The sequence below is a fragment of the Bradyrhizobium sp. LB13.1 genome, assembly GCF_054056815.1.
In genome coordinates, this window is sequence record NZ_JBSRYQ010000001.1 from 324,526 (window position 1) to 345,558 (window position 21,033).

Consider the following 21,033-nt stretch of genomic DNA (forward strand, 5'->3'; position numbering starts at 1 on the left):
AGAGATCGAAGGCTCCAGGGGGAGGCGGGGAAACCGGCCTCCCCTTTCGTTTGACTTGCTCACTTTTCACTTAGTGACTTCGACGGAGCCGGACATGTTGCAGGATTTTTCGAGCGTGACCTTGCGGGAGGCGAGACCAAGCGTCGTCGCCACCGAGCGGCTGACCTTGCGGCGGCCGACCCTCGCCGACGTCAGGACCATCGCCCTCCTCGCCAACGACCGTCGCGTCGCCGAGAACACCCGCCGCCTCCCCCACCCCTATTCGCAGGACGACGCCGTCGAATTCGTCCGCGCCACCGCCGCGCTCGGCAGCGAGACCGTGTTCCTGATCGAGCACGATTCCGGTCCGGTCGGCATGGTCGGCATCGACCGCTCCACGCCCGACAATGCCGAGCTCGGCTATTGGCTCGGCGTCGAGCATTGGGGCCGGGGCTTTGCCACCGAGGCCGCACGCGGCGCGATCGACTTCTTCTTCGAGGAGTTCGAGGACGACCATCTTTATGCAGGTGCACGCGTCACCAACCCGGCTTCGCGCAAGGTGCTGGAGAAGTGCGGCTTCCAGTGGAGCGGCGTCCAGCTGCACCGCTTCCTGGCGCTGGGCTCGTCCACGCCCGTCGACTGCTTCCGTCTCTCGCGCAGTGTGTGGGCGTCGCTGAAGAGCTGGAGCAGTGCAAGGCGCGTGAGGTAGGCACTACGCCGGCGGATTCACCTCTCCGCCGGCGCGGCCGAGATCGCGCTCACGCAGGTAGATATAGAACCCGGCGCCGATGATGATGGCGGCGCCGACGATGGTGGCGATCTCGGGAACGTCGCCGAACACGACGAAGCCGAAGATCACCGCCCAGACGATCATCGAATATTGGTAGGGCACGACGACGCTGGCCGGCGCCAGCTTGAGCGAGCGGTTGACGCAGAACAGCGCGGTGACCGAGACGCATCCCGCCAGCGCGAAGATCACGAGGCTGCCTGATGTCGGCGGCACCCAATGGAACGCCGACAGCACCGCGCCCAGCAAAAACGTGCCGACGAATTGCGACGACGCCATCACGATATCGGGCGTCTTGCGCAGGCTGCGCGTGATCAGCATCAGTGTTGCGAAAGAAAGACTACCGCCAAGCGCGATCAGCGCCGGCAGGCTGATCGTCTGCGCCGACGGCCGCAGCGCGATCAGCACGCCGCAGAAGCCGATCAGGATCGCCGTCCAGCGCCGCCAGCCGACCTTCTCGCCGAGAAAGATCGCCGACATCGCGGTGACGAAGATCGGGCCGGCAAGATAATAGGTGATGACGTCGGCGAGCGGCAGATAGACCGTCGCGAGGAAGAAGGCGGCCACTTCCAGCGTCGACAGCACCACGCGGAAGAGCTGGAGACCCGGCCGCTCCAGATGCCGGAATTGGTGACGCTGCCGCCAGACCAGCGGCGACAGCAGCAGCAGCGCCGCGCAGGCGCGCAGAAACAGCAGCTGCCCCACCGAATAAGTCCCGACCAGGAACTTGCCCATGGCATCGCCGAACGAGAACATGAAGATCGACAGCACCATGAGTGCAATGCCGGCGAGGCGCGCCGAGCGCTCGTCATAGGCGGAGAGATTTTTGAACAGGGGCATCGAGCGCCGTTGTAATGACGTGGACGCAGCGGACAAGCCCGCGTTGGACGAATTGAACGGATTGTCGCACTCTCCGCGTCGCGGTAGCGATAGGCTGCCCACGAACGAAAGAGCCAAGAAGAGAGCCAAGAAAAGAGCTAAGGCATGACCGACTTCGACCCAGCCCGGCATCGCATGATCCCGGCGCAACGCTGGTTTGAGGATTTCGTGGTCGGCGAGCGTTTCGTGCTGCCGAGCCGCACGCAGACCAATGCGGTGTTCGCGGCGTTCCAGACCGCGAGCGGCGACACCCATCCGGTGCACTATGATGTGGAGTATTGCCGCAGCCGCGGCATGCCGCATTTGCTGGCCCACGGTTTTCAGACCTTGATCCACACCGCACCCGGCGCGGGCCTGTTTCCGTTCATGGTCGAGGAATCCCTGGTCGGCTTCCTCGAGCAGTCGAGCCGATTCCTCAAGCCGGTGTTCGCCGACGACACCATCTATCCCGCGCTCGAGGTCGTCGAGCTGGTGCCGGGACGCTCGACCGGCACGGTGATGCTCAAAAGCACCGTGTTCAACCAGCGCAAGGAGCTGGTGCTGGAGGGCACGCAGAAGTTCCTGATCCGGCGGCGGCCGCTCTGACGTCGTCCCGGACCTGGTCTTGCGGTTAAGCAAGGCCCATAAATCGCCGAATTTCGGCCGATTTGCGGGTCCATCCGGGTTGCCGCGCGGGACCGGCTGGCCTACCTATGGCCGATGAAATTCCTCGACGAAGCAAAGGTCTACATCCGCTCCGGTGACGGCGGAAACGGCTGCGTGGCGTTCCGCCGCGAAAAATTCATTGAATTCGGCGGTCCCTCCGGCGGCAATGGCGGCCGCGGCGGCAATGTCATCATCGAGGTCGCAGACGGCCTGAACACGCTGATCGACTATCGCTACCAGCAGCACTTCAAGGCCCAGAAGGGCGAGAACGGCGCAGGCTCGGACCGCCATGGCGCCAACGGCAAGGCGATCGTGCTGAAGGTTCCCATGGGCACGCAGATCTTCGACGAGGATCGCGAGACCATGATCCACGATTTCACCAATGTCGGCGAAAAATTCGTGCTGGCCGAGGGCGGCAATGGCGGCTTCGGCAACGCGCATTTCAAGACCTCGACCAATCGCGCACCGCGAAATGCCAATCCCGGCCAGCCCGGCGAGGAGCGCTGGATCTGGCTGCGGCTGAAGCTGATCGCGGATGCCGGCCTCGTCGGCCTGCCCAATGCCGGCAAATCGACCTTCCTCGCCAAGGTCAGCGCGGCCAAGCCGAAGATCGCCGACTATCCCTTCACCACGCTGCATCCGCAGCTCGGCGTCGTGAATGCCGACGGCCGCGAATTCGTGCTGGCCGACATCCCCGGCCTGATCGAAGGCGCGCATGAAGGTGTGGGTCTCGGCGACCGCTTTCTTGCCCATGTCGAGCGCTGCCGCGTGCTGCTCCATCTCGTCGATGCGACTTGCGAGCATGCCGGCAAAGCCTACAAAACGGTGCGAACGGAGCTGGACGCCTATGCCGGGCAGCTCACCGACAAGATCGAGATCGTGGCGCTGAACAAGATCGACGCGGTCGAGCCGGACGAGTTGAAGAAGCAGAAGGACCGGCTGAAGCGCGCCGCCAAGAAGGCGCCGCTGCTGCTCTCCGCCGTCACCGGCGACGGCGTGAAGGAAGCGTTGCGCGCGCTGGCGGAAGTGATCGGCGAAAGCCCGGTCTCCGCCAAGGCGAAGAGCGCGGCCGAAGCCGAGCCGTGGTCAGTTTGATCTGGTCGGTTTGATCCGGTCGACCTGATCCCGCCCTGCTTGTCTTCGCTGGCGCCATAGCGCAGCATCGAACAATCAAGACACGGCGGGGATGACGCATGGCGCGCGCGAAGAACGTTCTCTGGATCATGTGCGACCAGCTTCGCTATGACTATCTCGGCTGCACCGGCCATCCCACGCTGAAGACGCCGAACATCGACGCCATGGCGAAGCGCGGCGTGCTGTTCAGCAAGGCCTATGTGCAGTCGCCGATCTGCGGCCCCTCGCGGATGTCGTTCTACACCGGGCGCTACATGCGCTCGCACGGCTCGCACTGGAACGGCTGGCCGTTGCGCGTCGGCGAGCCCACCCTCGGCGATCACCTCAAGAAGCTCGGCGTGCGCAACGTGCTGGTCGGCAAGACCCACATGGCACCCGATCTCGAAGGCATGAAGGCGCTCGGCATCCCGCCGGAATCGGTGATCGGCGTGCACGTCGCCGAATGCGGGTTCGAGCCTTATGAACGCGACGACGGCCTGCATCCGACCGGCCGTCCGCGTCCGAAATACGACGAATATCTGCGCCAGCAGGGTTTTGAAGCGACCAATCCCTGGGAGCATTGGGCGAATTCAGGTGCGGCGGAAGACGGCTCCTTGCAAAACGGCTGGCTGCTCGTGCATGCCGACAAGGCCGCGCGCGTGCCGGACGAACATTCCGAGACGCCCTACATGACGCGCCGCGCGATGGACTTCATCAGCGAGGCCGAAACCGACGGCAAGCCGTGGTGCCTGCATCTTTCCTACATCAAGCCGCACTGGCCCTACATCGCGCCCGAACCTTACGCCAGCATGTATTCGCCGGATGACATGATCCCGGTGATCCGCTCCGAGCGCGAGCGCCAGAATCCGCATCCGGTGTTCGGCGCCTATATGGACATGCGCTACTCCCGCAACATGGCGCGCGACGAGGCCCGCGAGAAGGTGATCCCGACCTATATGGGCCTGATCACCCAGATCGACGACCAGATGGGCGTGCTGATGAAGTTTCTGGAGGAGCGCGATCTCGTGGAATCCACCATGATCGTCTTCACCTCCGATCATGGCGACTATCTCGGCGATCACTGGATGGGTGAGAAGGATCTGTTCCACGAGCAGTCGGCCAAGATTCCGCTGATCATCATCGATCCCTCGAAGGAAGCCGACGCCACGCGCGGCAAGCGCAGCGATGCGCTGGTCGAAGGCATCGATCTCGCGCCGACCTTTGTCGATTATTTCGGCGGCAAGGTGCCGGGCCACATCCTCGAAGGACGCTCGCTGCTGCCGCTGCTGCGCGGGCCGACGCCGCCGGATTGGCGCAAGGTCGCGTTCTCCGAATACGACTATTCCATGCAGGACGTCCGGCTGAAATTGAACCAGCCGATCGAGCGCTGCCGCCTGTTCATGGTGTTCGACGGCCGCTGGAAATACATCCATGCCTCCGGCTTCCGCCCGATGCTGTATGACCTCGAAACCGATCCGGAAGAGTTTCTGGATCGCGGCGACGACCCGGAGTGCGCCGGCATCATCGCGCGATTACAGGCGGAATTGTTCGACTGGGCGCTGCATCCCAACGACCACATCACCACACCCCGCGAGAAGATCGCGAACTATGCCGACAACCAGCTTCAGGTGAAGGGCGGCGTCCTGATCGGCATCTGGGACGAGAAAGAACTCGCGTCGATCAAGGACGGCATCGAACAGCGCGCGAAGTTGTAATCCTCATGGTGAGGAGGCGCGAAGCGCCGTCTCGAACCATGCAGGCCCGGCTCTCGCACCTCGGCCTGCATCCTTCGAGACGCGCGCAAAAAGCGCGCTCCTCAGGATGAGGGGAGAAATCGCGCTACGCTTCTCAATTCTCGATCTTGTAGCCCGTCGCCTTCACGATCGGTTGCCAGAAGGCCGCGTTGGCAGCGAGCTCCTTGGTCAAGCCATCCGCACTGCTGCCGACCGGGATCAGGCCAATGGCTGTCAGCTTCTCCTTCACCTCGGCCTTGGCGAGCGCGGCGCTTGCGGCCGCGCCGAGCTTGCTCGCGAATTCCGGCGAGCTGCCGGCGGGAAGCCACATGCCGTACCAGGCGTCCGCGACGAGATCGATGCCGCTCTCCTTCAGCGTCGGGACGGTGGGCGCGAACGGCGAGCGCTCCGCGCTTGCGACCGCGATGATCTTCACGCCCTTGGCGCGGTGCTGCGGCAGCGCGTCGGCCAACGTGGTGATGCCGAACGAGATGTGGCCGCCGATGATGTCATTGAGGATGGGCGCGCTGCCCCGATAGGGCACGCGTGTCATGGGAATGCCGAGATCCTTCTCGAGCTTGGAGCCCATGAAATGCGGAATGGTGCCGTTGCTCGGCACGCCGAACGACGTCTTGTCCGGATGCGTCTTCAACCAGCCGACAAATCCCTTGAAGTCGGCGGCATCGATCCCCGGGCCGATCACGACGGCGAATTCGAACCGGGCCAGCAGCGATACCGGGACGAAATCCTTTGCAGTATCGAAGCTCGGCGTCGCCTCCACCATCGGCAGCAGGTACATCGTGGGGCCGGTCGTCACCAGCACCATGCTGCCGTCGGGGCTGGCCCCCTTCACCGCCTTGATGCCGATCAGGCCGTCACCGCCGGTGCGGTTCTCGACCACGATGGTCCGCTGCAGCGCCGGCGCCATCTCCTGTGCGATCAGCCGGCACAGCGTGTCGCCGCCCGCTCCCGCCGCGAACGGGAAGATCATTTTCGTCAGCCCGGCCTGCGCTTGCGATCCGCCCGCTTGCGCCAGCAGCGGCAACCCCAGGCATCCGGCGATGAAGTTGCGGCGATCCATTGGTTTCCTCTTTGAGCCCATTATCGTTGGCGACAATTAGAGCCAGACAGGCGTCCCGGACAAGCGCTGTTTACCGGGCCTGCCGCCTTGCGCCGGCCATCGTCCTGCTGCAAAAGCAGGCCTTACCGGCGCCGCTCTCCGCTCCGCCGTGTCCGATGCAGAGCAATCCGTCACACGCGCCAACACATACACCCATGGCCAGCCCCGAACTCAGTCAATTCCGCCGCATCGTCGTCAAGGTCGGCTCCGCGCTGCTGGTCGATTCCGACAGGGGCGAGGTGCGGGCGTCCTGGCTCGCCGCGCTCGCCGACGACATGGCCAAGCTGCACGGCGAGGGCCGTGACGTGCTCGTGGTCTCCTCAGGCTCAATCGCGCTCGGCCGCAGCCGCCTGAAATTGCCGCGCGGACCGCTGAAACTCGAGGAGAGCCAGGCGGCCGCCGCCGTCGGTCAGATCGCGCTGGCGCGGATCTGGTCGGAGGTGCTCGGTGCCCACGGCATCGGCGCCGGCCAGATTTTGGTGACGCTTCAGGACACCGAGGAGCGCCGCCGATATCTCAACGCGCGCTCCACTATCGGCAAGCTCCTGGAGTGGCGCGCGATCCCCGTGATCAACGAGAACGACACGGTCGCCACCAACGAGATCCGCTACGGCGACAACGACCGCCTCGCCGCGCGCGTCGCCACCATGGCGAGCGCGGATCTGCTGGTGCTGCTGTCCGATATCGACGGGCTCTACGATGCCCCCGCCGAAGAACAATCCGAACGCCAAGCTCATTCCCGTCGTCGACAGCATCTCGTCGGAGATCGAGGCTGTCGCCGGCGACGCCGAGTCTGAGCTGTCGCGCGGCGGCATGCGCACCAAAGTCGAGGCGGCGAAGATCGCCACCACCGGCGGCACGCATATGCTGATCGCCTCCGGCAAGATCGAGCATCCCTTGCAGGCAATCGCCGATGGCGGCCGCTGCACCTGGTTCCTGACGCCCGCCAATCCCATCACTTCGCGAAAACGCTGGATCGCGGGCTCGCTGGAGCCGAAGGGCACGCTGACCATCGACGCCGGCGCAGTCGCCGCGCTACGTGCCGGCGCCAGCCTGCTGCCGGCCGGCGTGATCAAGGTCGAGGGCCAGTTCGCCCGCGGCGACGCCGTGATCGTGCGTGGCCCCGACACCAGCGAGGTCGGCCGCGGCCTGATCGCCTACGATGCCGACGACGCTGAACGGATCAAGGGCCGCTCCTCCCCGGACGTGATGGCCATCCTCGGCAGCAGCGGGCGGTCAGAGATGATCCACCGCGATGATCTGGTGATGGGCGGGTAGACCGGCAGGCATCCACGTTCTTGCAGGCGCCGGCCGAGGCGTGGATGGCCGGCAAGCCCGGCCATGACGCCGGAGCTAGGCCATTGACCGAGCTGTCGTCCGGCACGTGAAGCCCTGCCATACCCTCCCGACGCTTCGCAAAAGCGGGATTTCCGTGCTAGGACACCGCCTTAGCAGAAGGTTGAACGAGCTATGGCCGCCCCCCTCAAAGCCGTCGACGGCAATGCCGATCTTCAGGCGCTGATGACCGATCTCGGTACCCGTGCCCGCGCTGCCGCGCGCGTGCTGGCGCTGGCGCCGCCGGAGCAGAAGAACCGGGCGCTCGAGGCCATGGAGCGGGCGATCCGCGCGAACTCTGCCGCGATCCTCGCCGCCAATGCCGAGGACGTCACTGATGCCCGCGCCTCCGGCAATGCCGCCTCCTCCTTCATCGACCGCCTGACGCTGACGCCGGCGCGGGTCGAGGGCATGGCCGAGGGGATCGGCATCGTGCGCGGCATTGCCGATCCGGTCGGCATTGTCACCGAGAGCTGGCAACGGCCGAACGGCATGACCATCGAGCGCGTACGCGTGCCGCTCGGCGTCGTCGGCGTGATTTTTGAGAGCCGGCCGAACGTTGCGGCGGACGCCGGCGTGCTGTGCCTGAAGTCCGGCAATGCCGTGATCCTGCGCGGCGGCTCCGATAGTTTTCGCTCCTGCCGCGCCATCCATGAATGCCTGGTGCAGGGCCTGCGTGAAGCCGGCCTCCCCGAGGCCGCAATCACATTGGTGCCGACGCGCGACCGCACGGCGGTCGGCATGATGCTGTCGGGATTGAACGGTGCCGTCGACGTGATCGTGCCGCGCGGAGGCAAGAGCCTTGTCGCACGCGTCGAGCAGGAAGCGCGCGTGCCGGTGTTCGCGCATCTCGAAGGCGTCAACCACGTCATATATTGATGCCAGCGCCGACCTCGCCATGGCGAAGTCGATCGTGCTCAACGCCAAGATGCGCCGCACCGGCGTCTGCGGCGCGGCCGAGACGCTGCTGGTCGATCGCGCTGCTGCTGGCACAAAGCTGAAGCCGCTGGTCGAGATGCTGATCGAGGCCGGCTGCGAAGTACGCGGCGACGACGCCGTGCAGAAGACCGATGCGCGCGTCAAGGCTGCGAGCGCAGAGGATTGGGACACTGAATATCTCGACGCGATCATCGCGGCGAAGGTGGTGGACGGCGTCGACGGCGCGATCGCGCATATCCAGAACCACGGCTCGCACCATACCGATGCGATCGTGAGCGCGGACGAGACCGCTGCGAAGAAATTCCTGAGCGAGGTCGATTCCGCGATCGTGCTGCACAACGCCTCGACGCAGTTCGCCGACGGCGGCGAGTTCGGCTTCGGCGCCGAGATCGGCATCGCCACCGGCAGATTCCATGCCCGCGGCCCGGTTGGGGGCCGAGCAGCTGACGAGCTTCAAGTATCGCATCCACGGCACCGGGCAGACGCGGCCGTAAACGACGCGGGGCGCGGGGCATTGAGCAACAATTTCGTCGCGCCACGTTCCTTCGCGCAGGCCATACCAACCCACACTTCGGGCATGCGCATCGGGCTGCTCGGCGGCTCGTTCAATCCGCCGCACCAGGCCCATCGCGCGATCAGCCAGTTCGCGCTGAAACGCCTTCAGCTCGATCGCGTGTGGTGGTTGGTGACGCCGGGCAATCCCTTGAAGGAGAACGGCACGCTGCATGAGCTCGGCCGGCGCATGCAGGCGGCGCGCGAAATTGCCGACGACCCCAGGATCGAGGTGAGCTGTCTCGAATCCGTCATTCGCACGCGCTATACTATCGACACCATCAACACCTTGCGCCGCCGCCTCTCCGGCTTGCGCTTTGTCTGGATCATGGGCGCCGACAACCTCGCTCAATTCCATCGTTGGCAGCACTGGCAGCGCATCGCCGGCCAGGTGCCGATTGCGGTCATCGATCGCCCACCGCAGAGTTTTCGCGCGCTCGCCTCTCCCGCCGCCCAGGCGCTCAAGCGCTACCGCGTGCCCGAGAATGAGGCAGCATTGCTTGCGGACCGGGCTGCGCCGGCGTGGGTCTTCCTGACCGGAATGAAGCTGAATCTCTCCTCGACCGGCTTACGGAACCCGGACGGAAGCTGGAAAGGTACGAAGTGAGTCAGACTCTGCGGAGGTTGTTGTCAACTTCGGGCTCTCTGGCATATTGAAACCCTTAACCCCACATGATGTAGTGTAACCAGTGAGCGTCGGATTCGGCGTTCGCGATACAGTGAAAGGAATGGTCCCTGGCCACATCTGTATTGTCCAAGTCAGCTTCGACGAAGTCTGTTTTACCCAAGGTTGCCAAGCCGGCGCGTAAAACATCGACCAAAGCTGCAGCCTTGAAGGCGCAACCCGACGCCGACAAGACGCTGAGCCTGATCCTCTCCCGCTCCTCGACGACATGAAGGCGGAAGAGACGGTCACCATCGACCTTCGCGGCAAATCGGCCTACTCCGACTACATGATCGTCACCACCGGCCGGGCCAACCGGCACGTCGGCGCGATCGCGGAGAACGTCGCCAAAGGCCTCAAGGAAAACGGCATCAAGAACATCCACGTCGAGGGCTTGCCCAATTGCGACTGGGTGCTGATCGATTCCGGCGATGTGATCGTTCACGTGTTCAGACCCGAGGTCCGCGAGTTCTACAATCTCGAGAGATTGTACACACAGGGCCCAGGGGCGGCGAAGGCGATCTAGAGGCTCTGGCCGATTTCGAATCGGCTGACGCGCATGCTAGCGTCGTGCGCGCGCAATTTGCGTGCGGTCTTGAAAATGCGACCTTGAAGCTATCATGCGTGTTGCTGTCATTGCGGTGGGCCGGCTGAAGCAGGGTCCCGAACGGGAGCTTGCCGACCGCTATTTCGAACGATTCGACGAGGTCGGCCGAAAGCTCGGATTCCGCGAGCTCGCCATCCACGAATTGCCCGAAAGCCGCGCGCGCGACACGGCGACGCGGATGGCCGAAGAGGCCGCGGCGATCTCCGCGCATATTCCCGAGAAATCGATCCTGGTGGCGCTGGACGAGCGCGGCCAGAATCTGGATTCCACCGTATTCGCACGGCATCTCGGCCGCTGGCGCGACGAGGGGGCCGGTCATACTATCTTCATGATCGGAGGGGCGGACGGACTTTCGCCCGAATTGCGCCGTAAGGCTAAGCTCGCGATCGCGTTCGGCTCTGCGACCTGGCCGCATCAAATGGTCCGCGTCATGCTTCTGGAACAGCTTTATCGGGCCGCCACCATTCTGGCCGGCCACCCCTATCACCGCGCATGATGCGCGCTACAACGAGCACCTTTGCCTAAAGCGATGCGAGCGCCGATTCTCAACCTGCTGCTGATCGCCGGCGTGACCGGCGCAAGCCTCGCGCAAGCTCAGACGCAAGGTCAAACAATTGCGCCGCAGGCTGCGGCCATCTCGCCCGATGCGATCAAGCAGCGCGAGCAGGAGCTCGACGCCGCCCGCGCAAGCAAGAAGAGCGCGGAGGAAGCGCAGGCCAAGCTCAAGACCGAGATCACCTCGCTCGGCCAGGACCGCACCCAGCTCAATCAGCAATTGATCGACACCGCCGCCAATGTGCGCACCGTCGAGACCAAGATCGACGAAGCCGAAGCGCGGCTGCGTTCGCTGAATGGCCGCGAGCAGGCGATGCGCAGCTCGCTCGATTCGCGCCGCGCCGACATCGTCGAGGTGCTGGCGGCCTTGCAGCGCGCCGGAAGGCGGTCGCCGCCGGCGCTGCTGGTGCGGCCCGAGGACGCGCTGCAATCGCTGCGCACGGCGATGCTGCTCGGCGCCGTCGTGCCGGAATTGCGCGGTCGCGCCGAGAAGATCGCCGGCGAGCTCGGCGAGCTCGTGTCCTTGCGCAAGACCATCGCGACCGAGCGCGACCAGCTCGCCTCCGACCGCGACAAGGTCCGCAACGACCAGACCCGGCTCACCGCCTTGGTTGACGAGCGGCAGCGCCAGCAGGCGTCGCGTGAAAAGGACCTGGACGCCGAGAACTCGCGCGCCATCACGCTCTCAAGGCAGGTCGGCGATCTCCAGGGGCTGATCGCCAAGATGGAGCAGGAGCTGCAAAGCGCCGCCAAGGCAGCCGAGAAGGCAGCTGAGGCCGCAAAGCAGGCCGAGGCAAAGGCCGCCGCCAACGCCAAACCCGGCCCCGGCGCTTTCAAGGACCGGTCCCGGACCACTCCCGCGATGGCCTTCGCCGCCGCCAAGGGCCTCCTGCCTCTTCCGGTTAACGGTAACAAGATCAGGGATTTTGGCGGTTCCGACGGGCTCGGCGGGGTCCAAAAGGGCATTTCGCTGGCAAGTAAGCCCGGCTCCCAGGTCACGACGCCGTGTGACGGCTGGGTGGTCTATGCCGGCCCGTTCCGCAGCTATGGACAACTCTTGATCCTCAATGCCGGGGGCGGGTATCATGTCCTGATCGCCGGGATGGAGCGCATTTCGGTAAACATCGGACAGTTTGTCCTCACGGGGGAGCCTGTCGCGTCCATGGGGTCGACCTCTCAAGTCGCCTCCATTCTCGCCACGAACGCGAGTCAACCTGTGCTGTATGTCGAGTTCCGCAAAGACGGCACTCCAATCGATCCAGGCCCATGGTGGGCCGCAAATGAAGGCGAGAAGGTTCGCGGATGATGCGCAAGACTTCAGTTATCCTCCTCAGCGCGGCCACCGGTGCGGCGCTGACGCTGTTCGTGACCCAGCCGCGCGCGGTCTTCATGGGCTCCAGCGCACGGGCTGCCACCGCGGACACCTATCGCCAGCTCAACCTTTTCGGCGACGTCTTCGAGCGCGTTCGCTCGGACTATGTCGAGAAGCCCGACGACACCAAGCTGATCGAATCAGCCATCAGCGGCATGCTCACCGGGCTCGATCCGCATTCGAGCTACATGGACGCCAAGAGCTTCCGCGACATGCAGGTGCAGACCCGCGGTGAGTTCGGCGGCCTCGGCATCGAAGTCACGATGGAAGACGGCCTGATCAAGGTCGTCTCGCCGATCGACGACACGCCTGCCTCGCGCGCCGGCGTCATGGCCAACGACATCATCACCAGTCTCGACGACGAAGCGGTGCAGGGCCTGACCCTGAACCAGGCGGTCGAGAAAATGCGCGGCCCGGTCAACACCAAGATCAAGCTCAAGATCATCCGCAAGGGCCAGGACAATCCGATCGACGTCACGCTGGTGCGCGACAACATCCGCGTCCGCTCGGTGCGCGCCCGCATCGAGGCCGACGACATCGCCTATATCCGCATCACCACCTTCAACGAGCAGACCACCGAAGGCCTGAAGCGCGAGGTCGCCAACCTCTCGAATCAGATCGGCGACAAGCTGAAGGGCTACGTCATCGACCTCCGCAACAACCCGGGCGGCCTGCTCGAGGAAGCGGTCACCGTCTCCGACTCCTTCCTGGAGAAGGGCGAAATCGTCTCAACCCGCGGCCGCAACGCCGATGAGACCCAGCGCCGTACCGCGCATGCGGGCGACCTCACCAAGGGCAAGCCGGTCATCGTGCTGGTCAATGGCGGCTCGGCCTCGGCGTCGGAGATCGTCGCCGGCGCGCTGCAGGACCACAAGCGCGCGACTATCGTCGGCACGCGTTCGTTCGGCAAGGGCTCGGTGCAGACCATCATTCCGCTCGGCTCGGGCAACGGCGCGCTGCGTCTGACCACGGCGCGCTACTACACGCCGTCGGGCAAGTCGATCCAGGCCAAGGGCATCGTGCCCGACATCGAAGTGCTGCAGGACGTGCCGGACGAGCTGAAGTCGCGCACCGACACCAAGGGCGAGGCTTCGCTGCGCGGCCATCTCAAGAACGACGGCGACGAGAAGACCGGGTCGCAGTCCTACGTGCCGCCGGACGCCAAGGACGACAAGGCGCTCAAGCTCGCCGACGATTTGCTCCATGGCATCAAGAACAGCGCCTCCGCGGCGCCCACGCCGGGCGGCGACAACAAGACCACGACCGACAAGCCCAAAGCGGCAAACTAGGTCGGCGCATCGCGATCTGACGGAAAGGGCGGCTCACGGAGCCGCCCTTTTGCTTGGAACGCCAGACACCCCCGGCCTATCCCGGCCTGCCGCCGCTTGACCCCGCCGTGGTATCGTCATGGGTGAGTGATTCGGGATCGCGCATGACTGAAACGGCCGATGATCTGAGCGCCCCGCTCGGACAGGATAAGCCGCGCCGCAAACACCGGCGGCGGCTGCCGTTCACGGCCATGCAGGCGCTTGCGATCCTGCTCGGCCTGTTCCTGGTCGCTTTTGCCGGCTTCGCGATCTTCAACAAGGATCCGCTCGGTGGCGAGCCGATGACGCGGCTCGCGATCCGCGAGCCCCAAGCCACGGACAAGGCCAGCGACGAGAAGCCGGCCGCTTCCGGCCACGGCCAGGAAAGCAAACAGGAAAGCAAGCACGAGACCAGGGAAGCGCCGAAGCAGGCGGGCGAGCAGAAGACCGTCACCATGATCGACGGTTCCACCGGCACGCGCCAGGACGTGGTGATCGGCGGCAGCGATCCCGCCGACAAGGGCGGAGCGGCTTCCGCACCGCCGCCCGTCATGACCGGGATCGACCCAAAACTCCTTGAGAAATCGCGCTACGGCATGATCCCCGTGGTTGCCGGGGATCTGAAACCGTTCAACGTCTATGCGGCGGATGCCGACCGCGCCAAGGCCGCCAAGATGCCCGTGGTTGCGATCCTGATTGGCGGCCTCGGCGTCGGCGCAGCCAAGACCACCGACGCCATCATGAGGCTGCCGGCGGCGGTGACGCTGGCCTTCACGCCTTATGGTTCCGATCCAGGAAAACTCGCCGAGCGAGCCCGCGCCCAGCGCCACGAGATCTTCCTCCAGATCCCGATGGAGCCCTACGACTTCCCCGACAACGATCCGGGACCGCAGACGCTGCTGACCTCGCTGAGTGCCGACCAGAACATGGACCGCCTGTACTGGCATCTGAGCCGGATGCAGGGCTATGCCGGCCTCACCAATTTCATGGGCGCCCGCTTCATCGCCACGGAGCCGGCGATGCAGCCGATCATCCGCGAGGCGGCCAAACGTGGCCTCGGCTTCTTCGACGACGGCTCCTCGCCCCGCAGCATCGCGCCCCAGGCCGCGGCAAGCCAGGCGATGCCGTTCGGCAGGGGCGACATCGCGATCGACGTGGTGCCGACCCCGGCCGAGATCGACCGCGCCCTGAACAAGCTCGAAGCGGCGGCGCGCGAGCGCGGCGCGGCCGTGGGCACCGCCTCCGCCCTCCCGGTCTCGATCGAGCGCATCGGCGCCTGGACCAAGACATTGAGCGACCGAGGTATCCTTTTGGTGCCATTGACAACCGCGATGCTGAAATCAAAATCCAGCTAAATCAACGGATTGGTACGGCGCGGGTCCTGCGGGGCCGGATCAAGCCTTACCGACAGCATGCGAGAGGCCTGGCGGAATGGCGCGTTACGAGGATCTGCCCTACCGGACCTGCGTCGGCGTGATGCTGATCAACAAGCAAGGCCTGGTGTTCATCGGCCGCCGCGCCGGCGGCATCGAGCATGTCGACGACACCCATGTCTGGCAGATGCCGCAGGGTGGCGTCGATCCCGGCGAGGACAATTGGGACGCCGCCAGGCGCGAGCTCTACGAGGAGACCAGCGTGCGCTCGGTCGAGCGGCTCGGCGAGGTTCCGGACTGGCTCACTTACGACATTCCGCGCACTGTTGCGGGCCGCGCCTGGAAGGGTCGCTATCGCGGCCAGCGCCAGAAATGGTTCGCGGTCCGCTTCACCGGCAAGGACAGCGAGATCAACGTCGAAAAGCCCGGCGGCGGTCACAAGGCCGAGTTCGTGAACTGGCGCTGGGAGCCGATGAAGAACCTGACCGGGCTGATCGTCCCATTCAAGCGCCCGGTCTATGAGCGCGTAGTGAAGGAATTTTCCGCGCTGGCGGAGGATTAGTTCAAGTCGCCATTCCAGGTTGATGCTAATGCATCGCCTGGAATGACGACGAGAGATCCGCACGTGACCGATCAAAAGCCTTATCGCCCGAACGTGGGTATCGCGCTGTTCAATGCCGACGGCCGGGTGCTGATCGGGCATCGCTTCAAGGGCGACGGACCCGAGATCGTCCTGCCGGGCCTCGATTGGCAGATGCCGCAAGGCGGCGTCGACGAAGGCGAGGACCTGCGCGATGCGGCCCTGCGCGAGCTCTGGGAAGAGACCAGCGTCAAGAGCGCAACCTATCTCGGCGAGACCGACTGGCTGACTTACGAATTCCCGCCTTACGATGGACCGCAGACGCATCGGCTGGCGAAATTCCGCGGGCAGCGCCAAAAATGGTTCGCCCTGCGCTTCACCGGCAAGGATGACGAGATCGATCCGTTGACACCGCGCAACGACCAGCCCGCGGAGTTCGACGCCTGGCGCTGGGAGCGGCTCGACCGTGTCCCCGATGTCGTGGTCCCGTTCCGCCGCGAGGTCTACCGCGCGGTGGCCCAACAGTTTGCGCCCTTCGCAAACTAAAAAACGCGAGAACAAGCCGGTGTCGTTGCAGAGCGCATTCCAGCGTTTAGGACGGGCATGGGTGACCGCACCACCAGCCACGGGTTCGCTCAGCCTCTCCCGCTTGCGGGAGAGGTCGGCGCGAAGTGCCGGGTGAGGGCTTTCTCCGTTTAGGGACTGTGTCTTTGCAGATGCACCCTCTCCCCAGCCCTCCCCCGCAAGCGAGCCCCACAAGGGGGGAGGGAGCGCATCTCGCAAGCGTTAACGATCGGGCCTAATCAGCACACGCCTAATTCACCGGTCCCACCGTAAACGGGCCGATCGCGATGACGTGGCAATCGCTGTCGCGCCTGGCGCAGTCGGCGAGCGCGGAATTGACGGCGGTCTGCTCGTCCGCGGCCTTCAGGCCGACGCCCGGCCGGCCCGCGGTGCCGACCGCGACTGCGTTCCAGCCCATGCCATCGGCGAGCTTGCGCACGACCTCGTCGCGCGCATCTGTGGCGATCGAGGCATTGGACGCCGCATGGAAGAAGCCGGTGATCCTCAGCAGGGTCGGGATCGGCACGACGAAATTCTCGTCGACCGCAACGACCATGCAGGCGACGCCGGCGATCGCGCCGCACGATTCCAGGGAGCGCCGCGCAGCGTCGTCGGCGGATGATGCGCCCATCACCATGAAATATTGACCGCCCGGGCCGAGCGCGACCGAGCGGGATTTTGCCGCGGGGACGAACATGTTCTCGAGCCGGACTTTTGCGGGATCGCGCACCATCGGAAAGTCCTTTGGGACGAAGGCGCGCTCGGTCATTGGATCGTGCCGGATAAAGGGCTGCGGCGGCATCGGCGGCTTGCCGTGCGTGTAGACGACATTGTTGCCGACCGCATAGAGCTCGCAGGGCCGCGGCGACTGCGCGGCATCCGCCCGCTTCTGACACTGATCGAGCGCAGCGTTGCGCGCGGCTTCCTCGTTTGGCTGATTGAGCGCGGAGCCGGTGATACCGCCGACGTTCAGCGCAAAGGCCTTGTAGTCGCCGGCGACGGAATATTCGCCACCGAGGTAGCCGCGGATGCGCTCGCCGATGAAGGGCACGCTGTCGGCAGGAAACTTGCCGACCATCGGCGAGGCGGATGGTGCCGGCATGGGCATCGGGCTTGATGCTGGGCCTGGCGCGATCGCTGCGATCGCCGGCGCCTTGTTGGTCTCGAGCTTGGTGAAATAGAGGAAGCCGCCGACAGCGATCGCGACGACGGAGACGACACCGACCACCAGCGGCCACATCCAGTTCAGCGCGGGCGCTACTTTCGCCACCTTCTTGATCTGCGGCGTTGCGTAACTGCCGTCCACGCGCCGCATCGCCACCATGTAGGCGTGCACCGGCGTCGGGATGTTCTTGACCTCCTGAGCGCCGATATCGGCGAACTGCACTGACAGCTTGTTGGCGACCTGCTCGTGTACGGCGCGGGAGACGCAGATGCCACCGACCTCGGCGAGGCCTTCAAGCCGGGCGGCGATATTGACGCCGTCACCGAGCAGATCGCCGTCGCGCTCGACCACGTCGCCGATGGTGATGCCGATGCGGAACGACATCTGCCGGCTCGGCGGATAGGCCATGTTGCGGGTTCGCAGCGATTCCTGGATGTCGATCGCGCAGCGCACCGCATCAACTGCGCTTGGAAATTCCGCGAGCACGGCGTCGCCTGCCGTGTTGAAGATGCGACCGCCGGCCTTCGCGATGAAATCGTCGACGACCTCACGATAGGAGGCCATACGCCGCAGCGTCTCCTCCTCGTCTTCCGCGACCAGCCTTGAGTAACCGGCAATATCGGCCGCGAAAATCGCTGCGATCTTGCGTTTCATCTGCTGCCCGCCCCGAAACAAAATTCGCCAGCGGAGAATGCCGCTATCGGCGGCGCGGTGCAACAAAGTTTCAGCGCCCGCCACTTCCGTGACGAGCGCTGAACTTATTCAGGAATTTGTAGCTTGAGCCCCGGTGCGATGCGCCGGGGCTTAGTGCATAGCCGTGCTGTTGAGCTGCTGCTGGATGCTCTTGAAGTGGTCGAGCCGCGCGATGGCCTGATCGAGCTCGCTGCCTTCGTGCTCCTTCAACCCTTCTTCCATCTCCGAGACGGTCGCGGCGAACTGAGCACGGTCGAGCTCGGCCAGCGACGTCGCGACGTCGGCGAGCACGGTGAGGCCCTTTTCGGAGACTTCGGCGAGACCGCCGAGCACGATGATCTTCTCGTGCTTGCCGCCGGTGGTGATGGTGAGAATGCCGGGCCGGATCGCAGCCACGACCGGCGCATGTCCAGCCAGCACGCCGAAATCACCTTCGACGCCGGGGATGTCGACCTGATCGACCTCGCCCGAGAATGCGAGCTTTTCCGGCGAGACGAGATCGAAGTGGAAGGTGGCCATAAGAAACCTGCGAATGGTGAGTAGCGAATAGCGAATGGAGCGGGAGCAGCGAGACCATTCGCTACTCCCTACTCGCCGTTCGCAGCTTAGGCCGCCTCGGCCGCCAGCTTCTTGCCCTTCTCGAGCGCCTCTTCGATGGTGCCGACCATGTAGAAGGCGGCTTCCGGGAGGTGGTCATACTTGCCTTCGCAGAGACCGCGGAAGCCCTTGATGGTGTCCGCGAGGTCGACGAACTTGCCGGGCGCGCCGGTGAAAATTTCGGCGACGTGGAACGGCTGCGACAGGAAGCGCTCGATCTTGCGGGCGCGGGCCACCGTCAGCTTGTCCTCTTCCGAAAGCTCGTCCATGCCGAGGATGGCGATGATGTCCTGGAGCGACTTGTAGCGCTGCAGCACCTGCTGGACCATGCGCGCGGTCGTATAGTGCTCTTCGCCGACAATATTCGCCTGCAGCATGCGCGAGGTCGAGTCGAGCGGATCGACCGCCGGATAGATGCCCTTTTCCGAGATCGCACGGTTCAGCACCGTGGTGGCGTCCAAATGCGCGAACGACGTCGCCGGCGCCGGGTCGGTCAAGTCGTCGGCCGGCACGTAGATCGCCTGCACCGAGGTGATCGAGCCCTTGTTTGTGGTGGTGATGCGCTCCTGCAGCGCGCCCATGTCGGTTGCCAACGTCGGCTGATAGCCCACGGCGCTGGGAATACGGCCGAGCAGCGCCGACACTTCCGAGCCCGCCTGAGTGAAGCGGAAGATATTGTCGATGAAGAACAGCACGTCCTGGCCCTGGTCGCGGAAGTGCTCGGCGACCGTCAGGCCGGACAGCGCGACGCGCATGCGGGCACCGGGCGGCTCGTTCATCTGGCCGAACACCAGCGCGCATTTCGACTTCACGCTCGGGTCGGGATTGTGCGGGTCGGCGTTGACCTTGGATTCGATGAACTCGTGATAGAGGTCGTTACCTTCGCGGGTACGCTCGCCGACGCCGGCGAACACCGAATTGCCGCCGTGCGCCTTGGCGACGTTGTTGATCAGCTCCTGAATGAGCACGGTCTTGCCGACGCCCGCGCCGCCGAACAGGCCGATCTTGCCACCCTTGGCGTAAGGCGCGAGCAAGTCGACGACCTTGATGCCGGTGACGAGAATTTCGGCCTCGGTGGCCTGGTCGGTGTAGGTCGGCGCTTCCTGGTGGATGGCGCGCTTGCCTTCGGACGGGATCGGGCCCGCTTCGTCGATCGGCTCGCCGATGACGTTCATGATGCGGCCGAGCGTGCCGGCGCCCACCGGAACCTCGATCGGCTGGCCGGTGTCGGTCACTTCCTGGCCGCGCACCAAACCTTCGGTCACGTCCATGGCAATCGTGCGCACGGTGGACTCACCGAGATGCTGCGCGACTTCCAACACGAGGCGGATGCTGCCGTTCCTGGTTTCCAGCGAATTGAGAATGGCCGGCAGGTGGCCCTCGAACTGAACGTCGACGACGGCGCCCATGACCTGGGTGACGCGACCGACCTGGTTAGCTGCTGTGGCCATGATTAGCTCTCCTTCGAAATTCTTTACTTGAACGACCGTCGTTTGGTTCGTGCGTCAGACCGCCTCGGCGCCGGAGATGATCTCGATCAGCTCCTTGGTGATCTGGGCTTGACGGGTTCGGTTATAGATCTGGGTTTGCTTGCGGATCATTTCGCCGGCATTGCGGGTGGCATTGTCCATCGAGCTCATCTGCGCGCCGTAGAACGAAGCGTTGTTTTCCAGGAGCGCGCGGAAGATCTGCACGGCGATATTGCGCGGCAACAGGCCGGAGAGAAGTTCGTCCTCCTCCGGCTCGTAGTCGTAGGACGTCGACGGCGCGTTCGCCGCCTTTGCTTCCACAGTCAGCGGAATGATCTGCTGCGCGGTCGGGATTTGCGCAATCACCGACTTGAACTGCGAGTAGAACAGCGTGCAGACGTCGAACTCGCCGGCGTCGAAACGCGCCAGAACCTTCTTCGCGATGTCCTCGGCGTTGACGAAGCCGAGCTGGCGAACGCTGCGCAGATCGAGGTGCTCGACGATCTGCTTGTCGAACAGGCGGCGGAGCTGCTCATAACCCTTGCGCCCGACGCAGAAGAATTTGACTTCCTTGCCCTGCGCAATCAGCGCCTGTGCGCGCTCGCGCGCGAGGCGCACGATCGAGGAGTTGAAAGCACCGGACAGGCCGCGCTCGCCGGTGCAGACCAGCAGCAGGTGAATCTGGTCCTTGCCGGTGCCGGACAGCAGCGCCGGCGCGCCGGGAGAACCCGCAGCGGCGCTGGCGATGTTGGAGATCACCGCGCTCATCTTGTCGGCATAGGGCCGCGCCGCCTCGGCCGCTTGCTGGGCGCGGCGCAATCTGGACGCGGCGACCATCTGCATGGCCTTGGTGATCTTCTGCGTCGCCTTGGTCGAGGCGATGCGAACTCGCATGTCTTTAAGTGAGGCCATTCTTCGTTCACCCCGACGGTTCGATCTCTTGCGATCAGACCGTTAGCCTGTCCCTGTCGTCATGCCCGGGCTAGTCCCGGGCATTCACGTCTT

General features: G+C 64.7%; 17 protein-coding genes and 3 pseudogenes. 14 read left to right on the forward strand and 6 right to left on the reverse strand.

Features of this window, described 5'->3' with window-relative positions:
* The first annotated feature begins 94 nt into the window (after positions 1–94).
* Positions 95–688, forward strand: a complete 594-nt coding sequence (locus ACVWYI_RS01530) for a GNAT family N-acetyltransferase (protein ID WP_456661030.1) — start codon at positions 95–97, stop codon at positions 686–688.
* Positions 689–691: 3 nt separating this feature from the next.
* Here the strand turns inward: ACVWYI_RS01530 and ACVWYI_RS01535 are convergent, their stop codons facing one another.
* Positions 692–1,606 (reverse strand): DMT family transporter, encoded by a 915-nt coding sequence (locus tag ACVWYI_RS01535; protein ID WP_456661031.1) that lies wholly within the window; start codon positions 1,604–1,606, stop codon positions 692–694.
* 144 nt (positions 1,607–1,750) lie between these two features.
* Here ACVWYI_RS01535 and ACVWYI_RS01540 point away from each other — a divergent pair, with 144 nt between their 5' ends.
* From ACVWYI_RS01540 to ACVWYI_RS01550, 3 genes are all read left to right on the forward strand, one after another.
* On the forward strand, positions 1,751–2,230 hold the full coding sequence (locus ACVWYI_RS01540; RefSeq protein WP_456661032.1) for a MaoC family dehydratase: 480 nt from the start codon (positions 1,751–1,753) through the stop codon (positions 2,228–2,230).
* 114 nt (positions 2,231–2,344) lie between these two features.
* Positions 2,345–3,385, forward strand: coding sequence for a GTPase ObgE (obgE, locus tag ACVWYI_RS01545; RefSeq protein ID WP_456661033.1), 1,041 nt, complete (start codon positions 2,345–2,347; stop codon positions 3,383–3,385).
* Between the two features lie 98 nt (positions 3,386–3,483).
* Positions 3,484–5,118, forward strand: a complete 1,635-nt coding sequence (locus ACVWYI_RS01550) for an alkaline phosphatase family protein (RefSeq protein ID WP_456661034.1) — start codon at positions 3,484–3,486, stop codon at positions 5,116–5,118.
* 133 nt (positions 5,119–5,251) lie between these two features.
* Here ACVWYI_RS01550 and ACVWYI_RS01555 read toward each other — a convergent pair whose 3' ends face one another.
* A complete protein-coding gene (locus ACVWYI_RS01555) occupies positions 5,252–6,217 on the reverse strand; it encodes a Bug family tripartite tricarboxylate transporter substrate binding protein (RefSeq protein WP_247339466.1) in 966 nt (321 codons plus the stop codon).
* Positions 6,218–6,411: 194 nt separating this feature from the next.
* Between ACVWYI_RS01555 and proB the strand changes: the two are divergent.
* From proB to ACVWYI_RS01605, 10 genes and pseudogenes are all read left to right on the forward strand, one after another.
* Positions 6,412–7,534: pseudogene (gene proB, locus ACVWYI_RS01560) on the forward strand (glutamate 5-kinase).
* A 192-nt stretch (positions 7,535–7,726) separates the two neighbouring features.
* Positions 7,727–9,024, forward strand: a pseudogene (locus ACVWYI_RS01565) (glutamate-5-semialdehyde dehydrogenase).
* Between the two features lie 20 nt (positions 9,025–9,044).
* Entirely contained in the window at positions 9,045–9,689 is a 645-nt protein-coding gene (locus ACVWYI_RS01570) for a nicotinate-nucleotide adenylyltransferase (RefSeq protein WP_247444060.1), read from the forward strand.
* A 224-nt stretch (positions 9,690–9,913) separates the two neighbouring features.
* Positions 9,914–10,272: pseudogene (gene rsfS / locus ACVWYI_RS01575) on the forward strand (ribosome silencing factor).
* Between the two features lie 94 nt (positions 10,273–10,366).
* Positions 10,367–10,849 carry a 23S rRNA (pseudouridine(1915)-N(3))-methyltransferase RlmH gene (gene rlmH, locus ACVWYI_RS01580; protein WP_247444061.1) on the forward strand — a complete coding sequence of 161 codons (483 nt, stop codon included), beginning with the start codon at positions 10,367–10,369 and terminating at the stop codon, positions 10,847–10,849.
* Between the two features lie 33 nt (positions 10,850–10,882).
* Complete coding sequence (locus tag ACVWYI_RS01585; RefSeq protein ID WP_456661035.1) at positions 10,883–12,214, forward strand: murein hydrolase activator EnvC family protein; 1,332 nt, start codon at positions 10,883–10,885, stop codon at positions 12,212–12,214.
* The gene (locus ACVWYI_RS01590; protein ID WP_247339450.1) at positions 12,211–13,569 is read left to right on the forward strand and encodes a S41 family peptidase; all 1,359 of its coding nucleotides are present in this window, start codon (positions 12,211–12,213) and stop codon (positions 13,567–13,569) included. Before ACVWYI_RS01585 ends, ACVWYI_RS01590 begins: the two co-directional genes overlap by 4 nt.
* A 143-nt stretch (positions 13,570–13,712) precedes the next feature.
* Positions 13,713–14,942 (forward strand): divergent polysaccharide deacetylase family protein, encoded by a 1,230-nt coding sequence (locus ACVWYI_RS01595; RefSeq protein ID WP_456661036.1) that lies wholly within the window; start codon positions 13,713–13,715, stop codon positions 14,940–14,942.
* Positions 14,943–15,018: 76 nt separating this feature from the next.
* A complete protein-coding gene (locus tag ACVWYI_RS01600; RefSeq protein WP_247339447.1) occupies positions 15,019–15,522 on the forward strand; it encodes an RNA pyrophosphohydrolase in 504 nt (167 codons plus the stop codon).
* Between the two features lie 63 nt (positions 15,523–15,585).
* Positions 15,586–16,086, forward strand: coding sequence for an RNA pyrophosphohydrolase (locus ACVWYI_RS01605; RefSeq protein ID WP_247339446.1), 501 nt, complete (start codon positions 15,586–15,588; stop codon positions 16,084–16,086).
* Between the two features lie 268 nt (positions 16,087–16,354).
* Here ACVWYI_RS01605 and ACVWYI_RS01610 read toward each other — a convergent pair whose 3' ends face one another.
* The 4 genes from ACVWYI_RS01610 to ACVWYI_RS01625 all read right to left on the reverse strand — a co-directional run bounded on the left by ACVWYI_RS01610 (position 16,355) and on the right by ACVWYI_RS01625 (position 20,940).
* Positions 16,355–17,923, reverse strand: coding sequence for an adenylate/guanylate cyclase domain-containing protein (locus tag ACVWYI_RS01610; protein ID WP_456661037.1), 1,569 nt, complete (start codon positions 17,921–17,923; stop codon positions 16,355–16,357).
* 150 nt (positions 17,924–18,073) lie between these two features.
* Positions 18,074–18,481 (reverse strand): F0F1 ATP synthase subunit epsilon, encoded by a 408-nt coding sequence (locus tag ACVWYI_RS01615; RefSeq protein WP_247339445.1) that lies wholly within the window; start codon positions 18,479–18,481, stop codon positions 18,074–18,076.
* A gap of 86 nt (positions 18,482–18,567) precedes the next feature.
* Positions 18,568–20,010 carry a F0F1 ATP synthase subunit beta gene (atpD, locus tag ACVWYI_RS01620; RefSeq protein WP_247339443.1) on the reverse strand — a complete coding sequence of 481 codons (1,443 nt, stop codon included), beginning with the start codon at positions 20,008–20,010 and terminating at the stop codon, positions 18,568–18,570.
* A gap of 54 nt (positions 20,011–20,064) precedes the next feature.
* On the reverse strand, positions 20,065–20,940 hold the full coding sequence (locus ACVWYI_RS01625) for a F0F1 ATP synthase subunit gamma (RefSeq protein WP_247339439.1): 876 nt from the start codon (positions 20,938–20,940) through the stop codon (positions 20,065–20,067).
* Positions 20,941–21,033 lie beyond the last annotated feature (93 nt).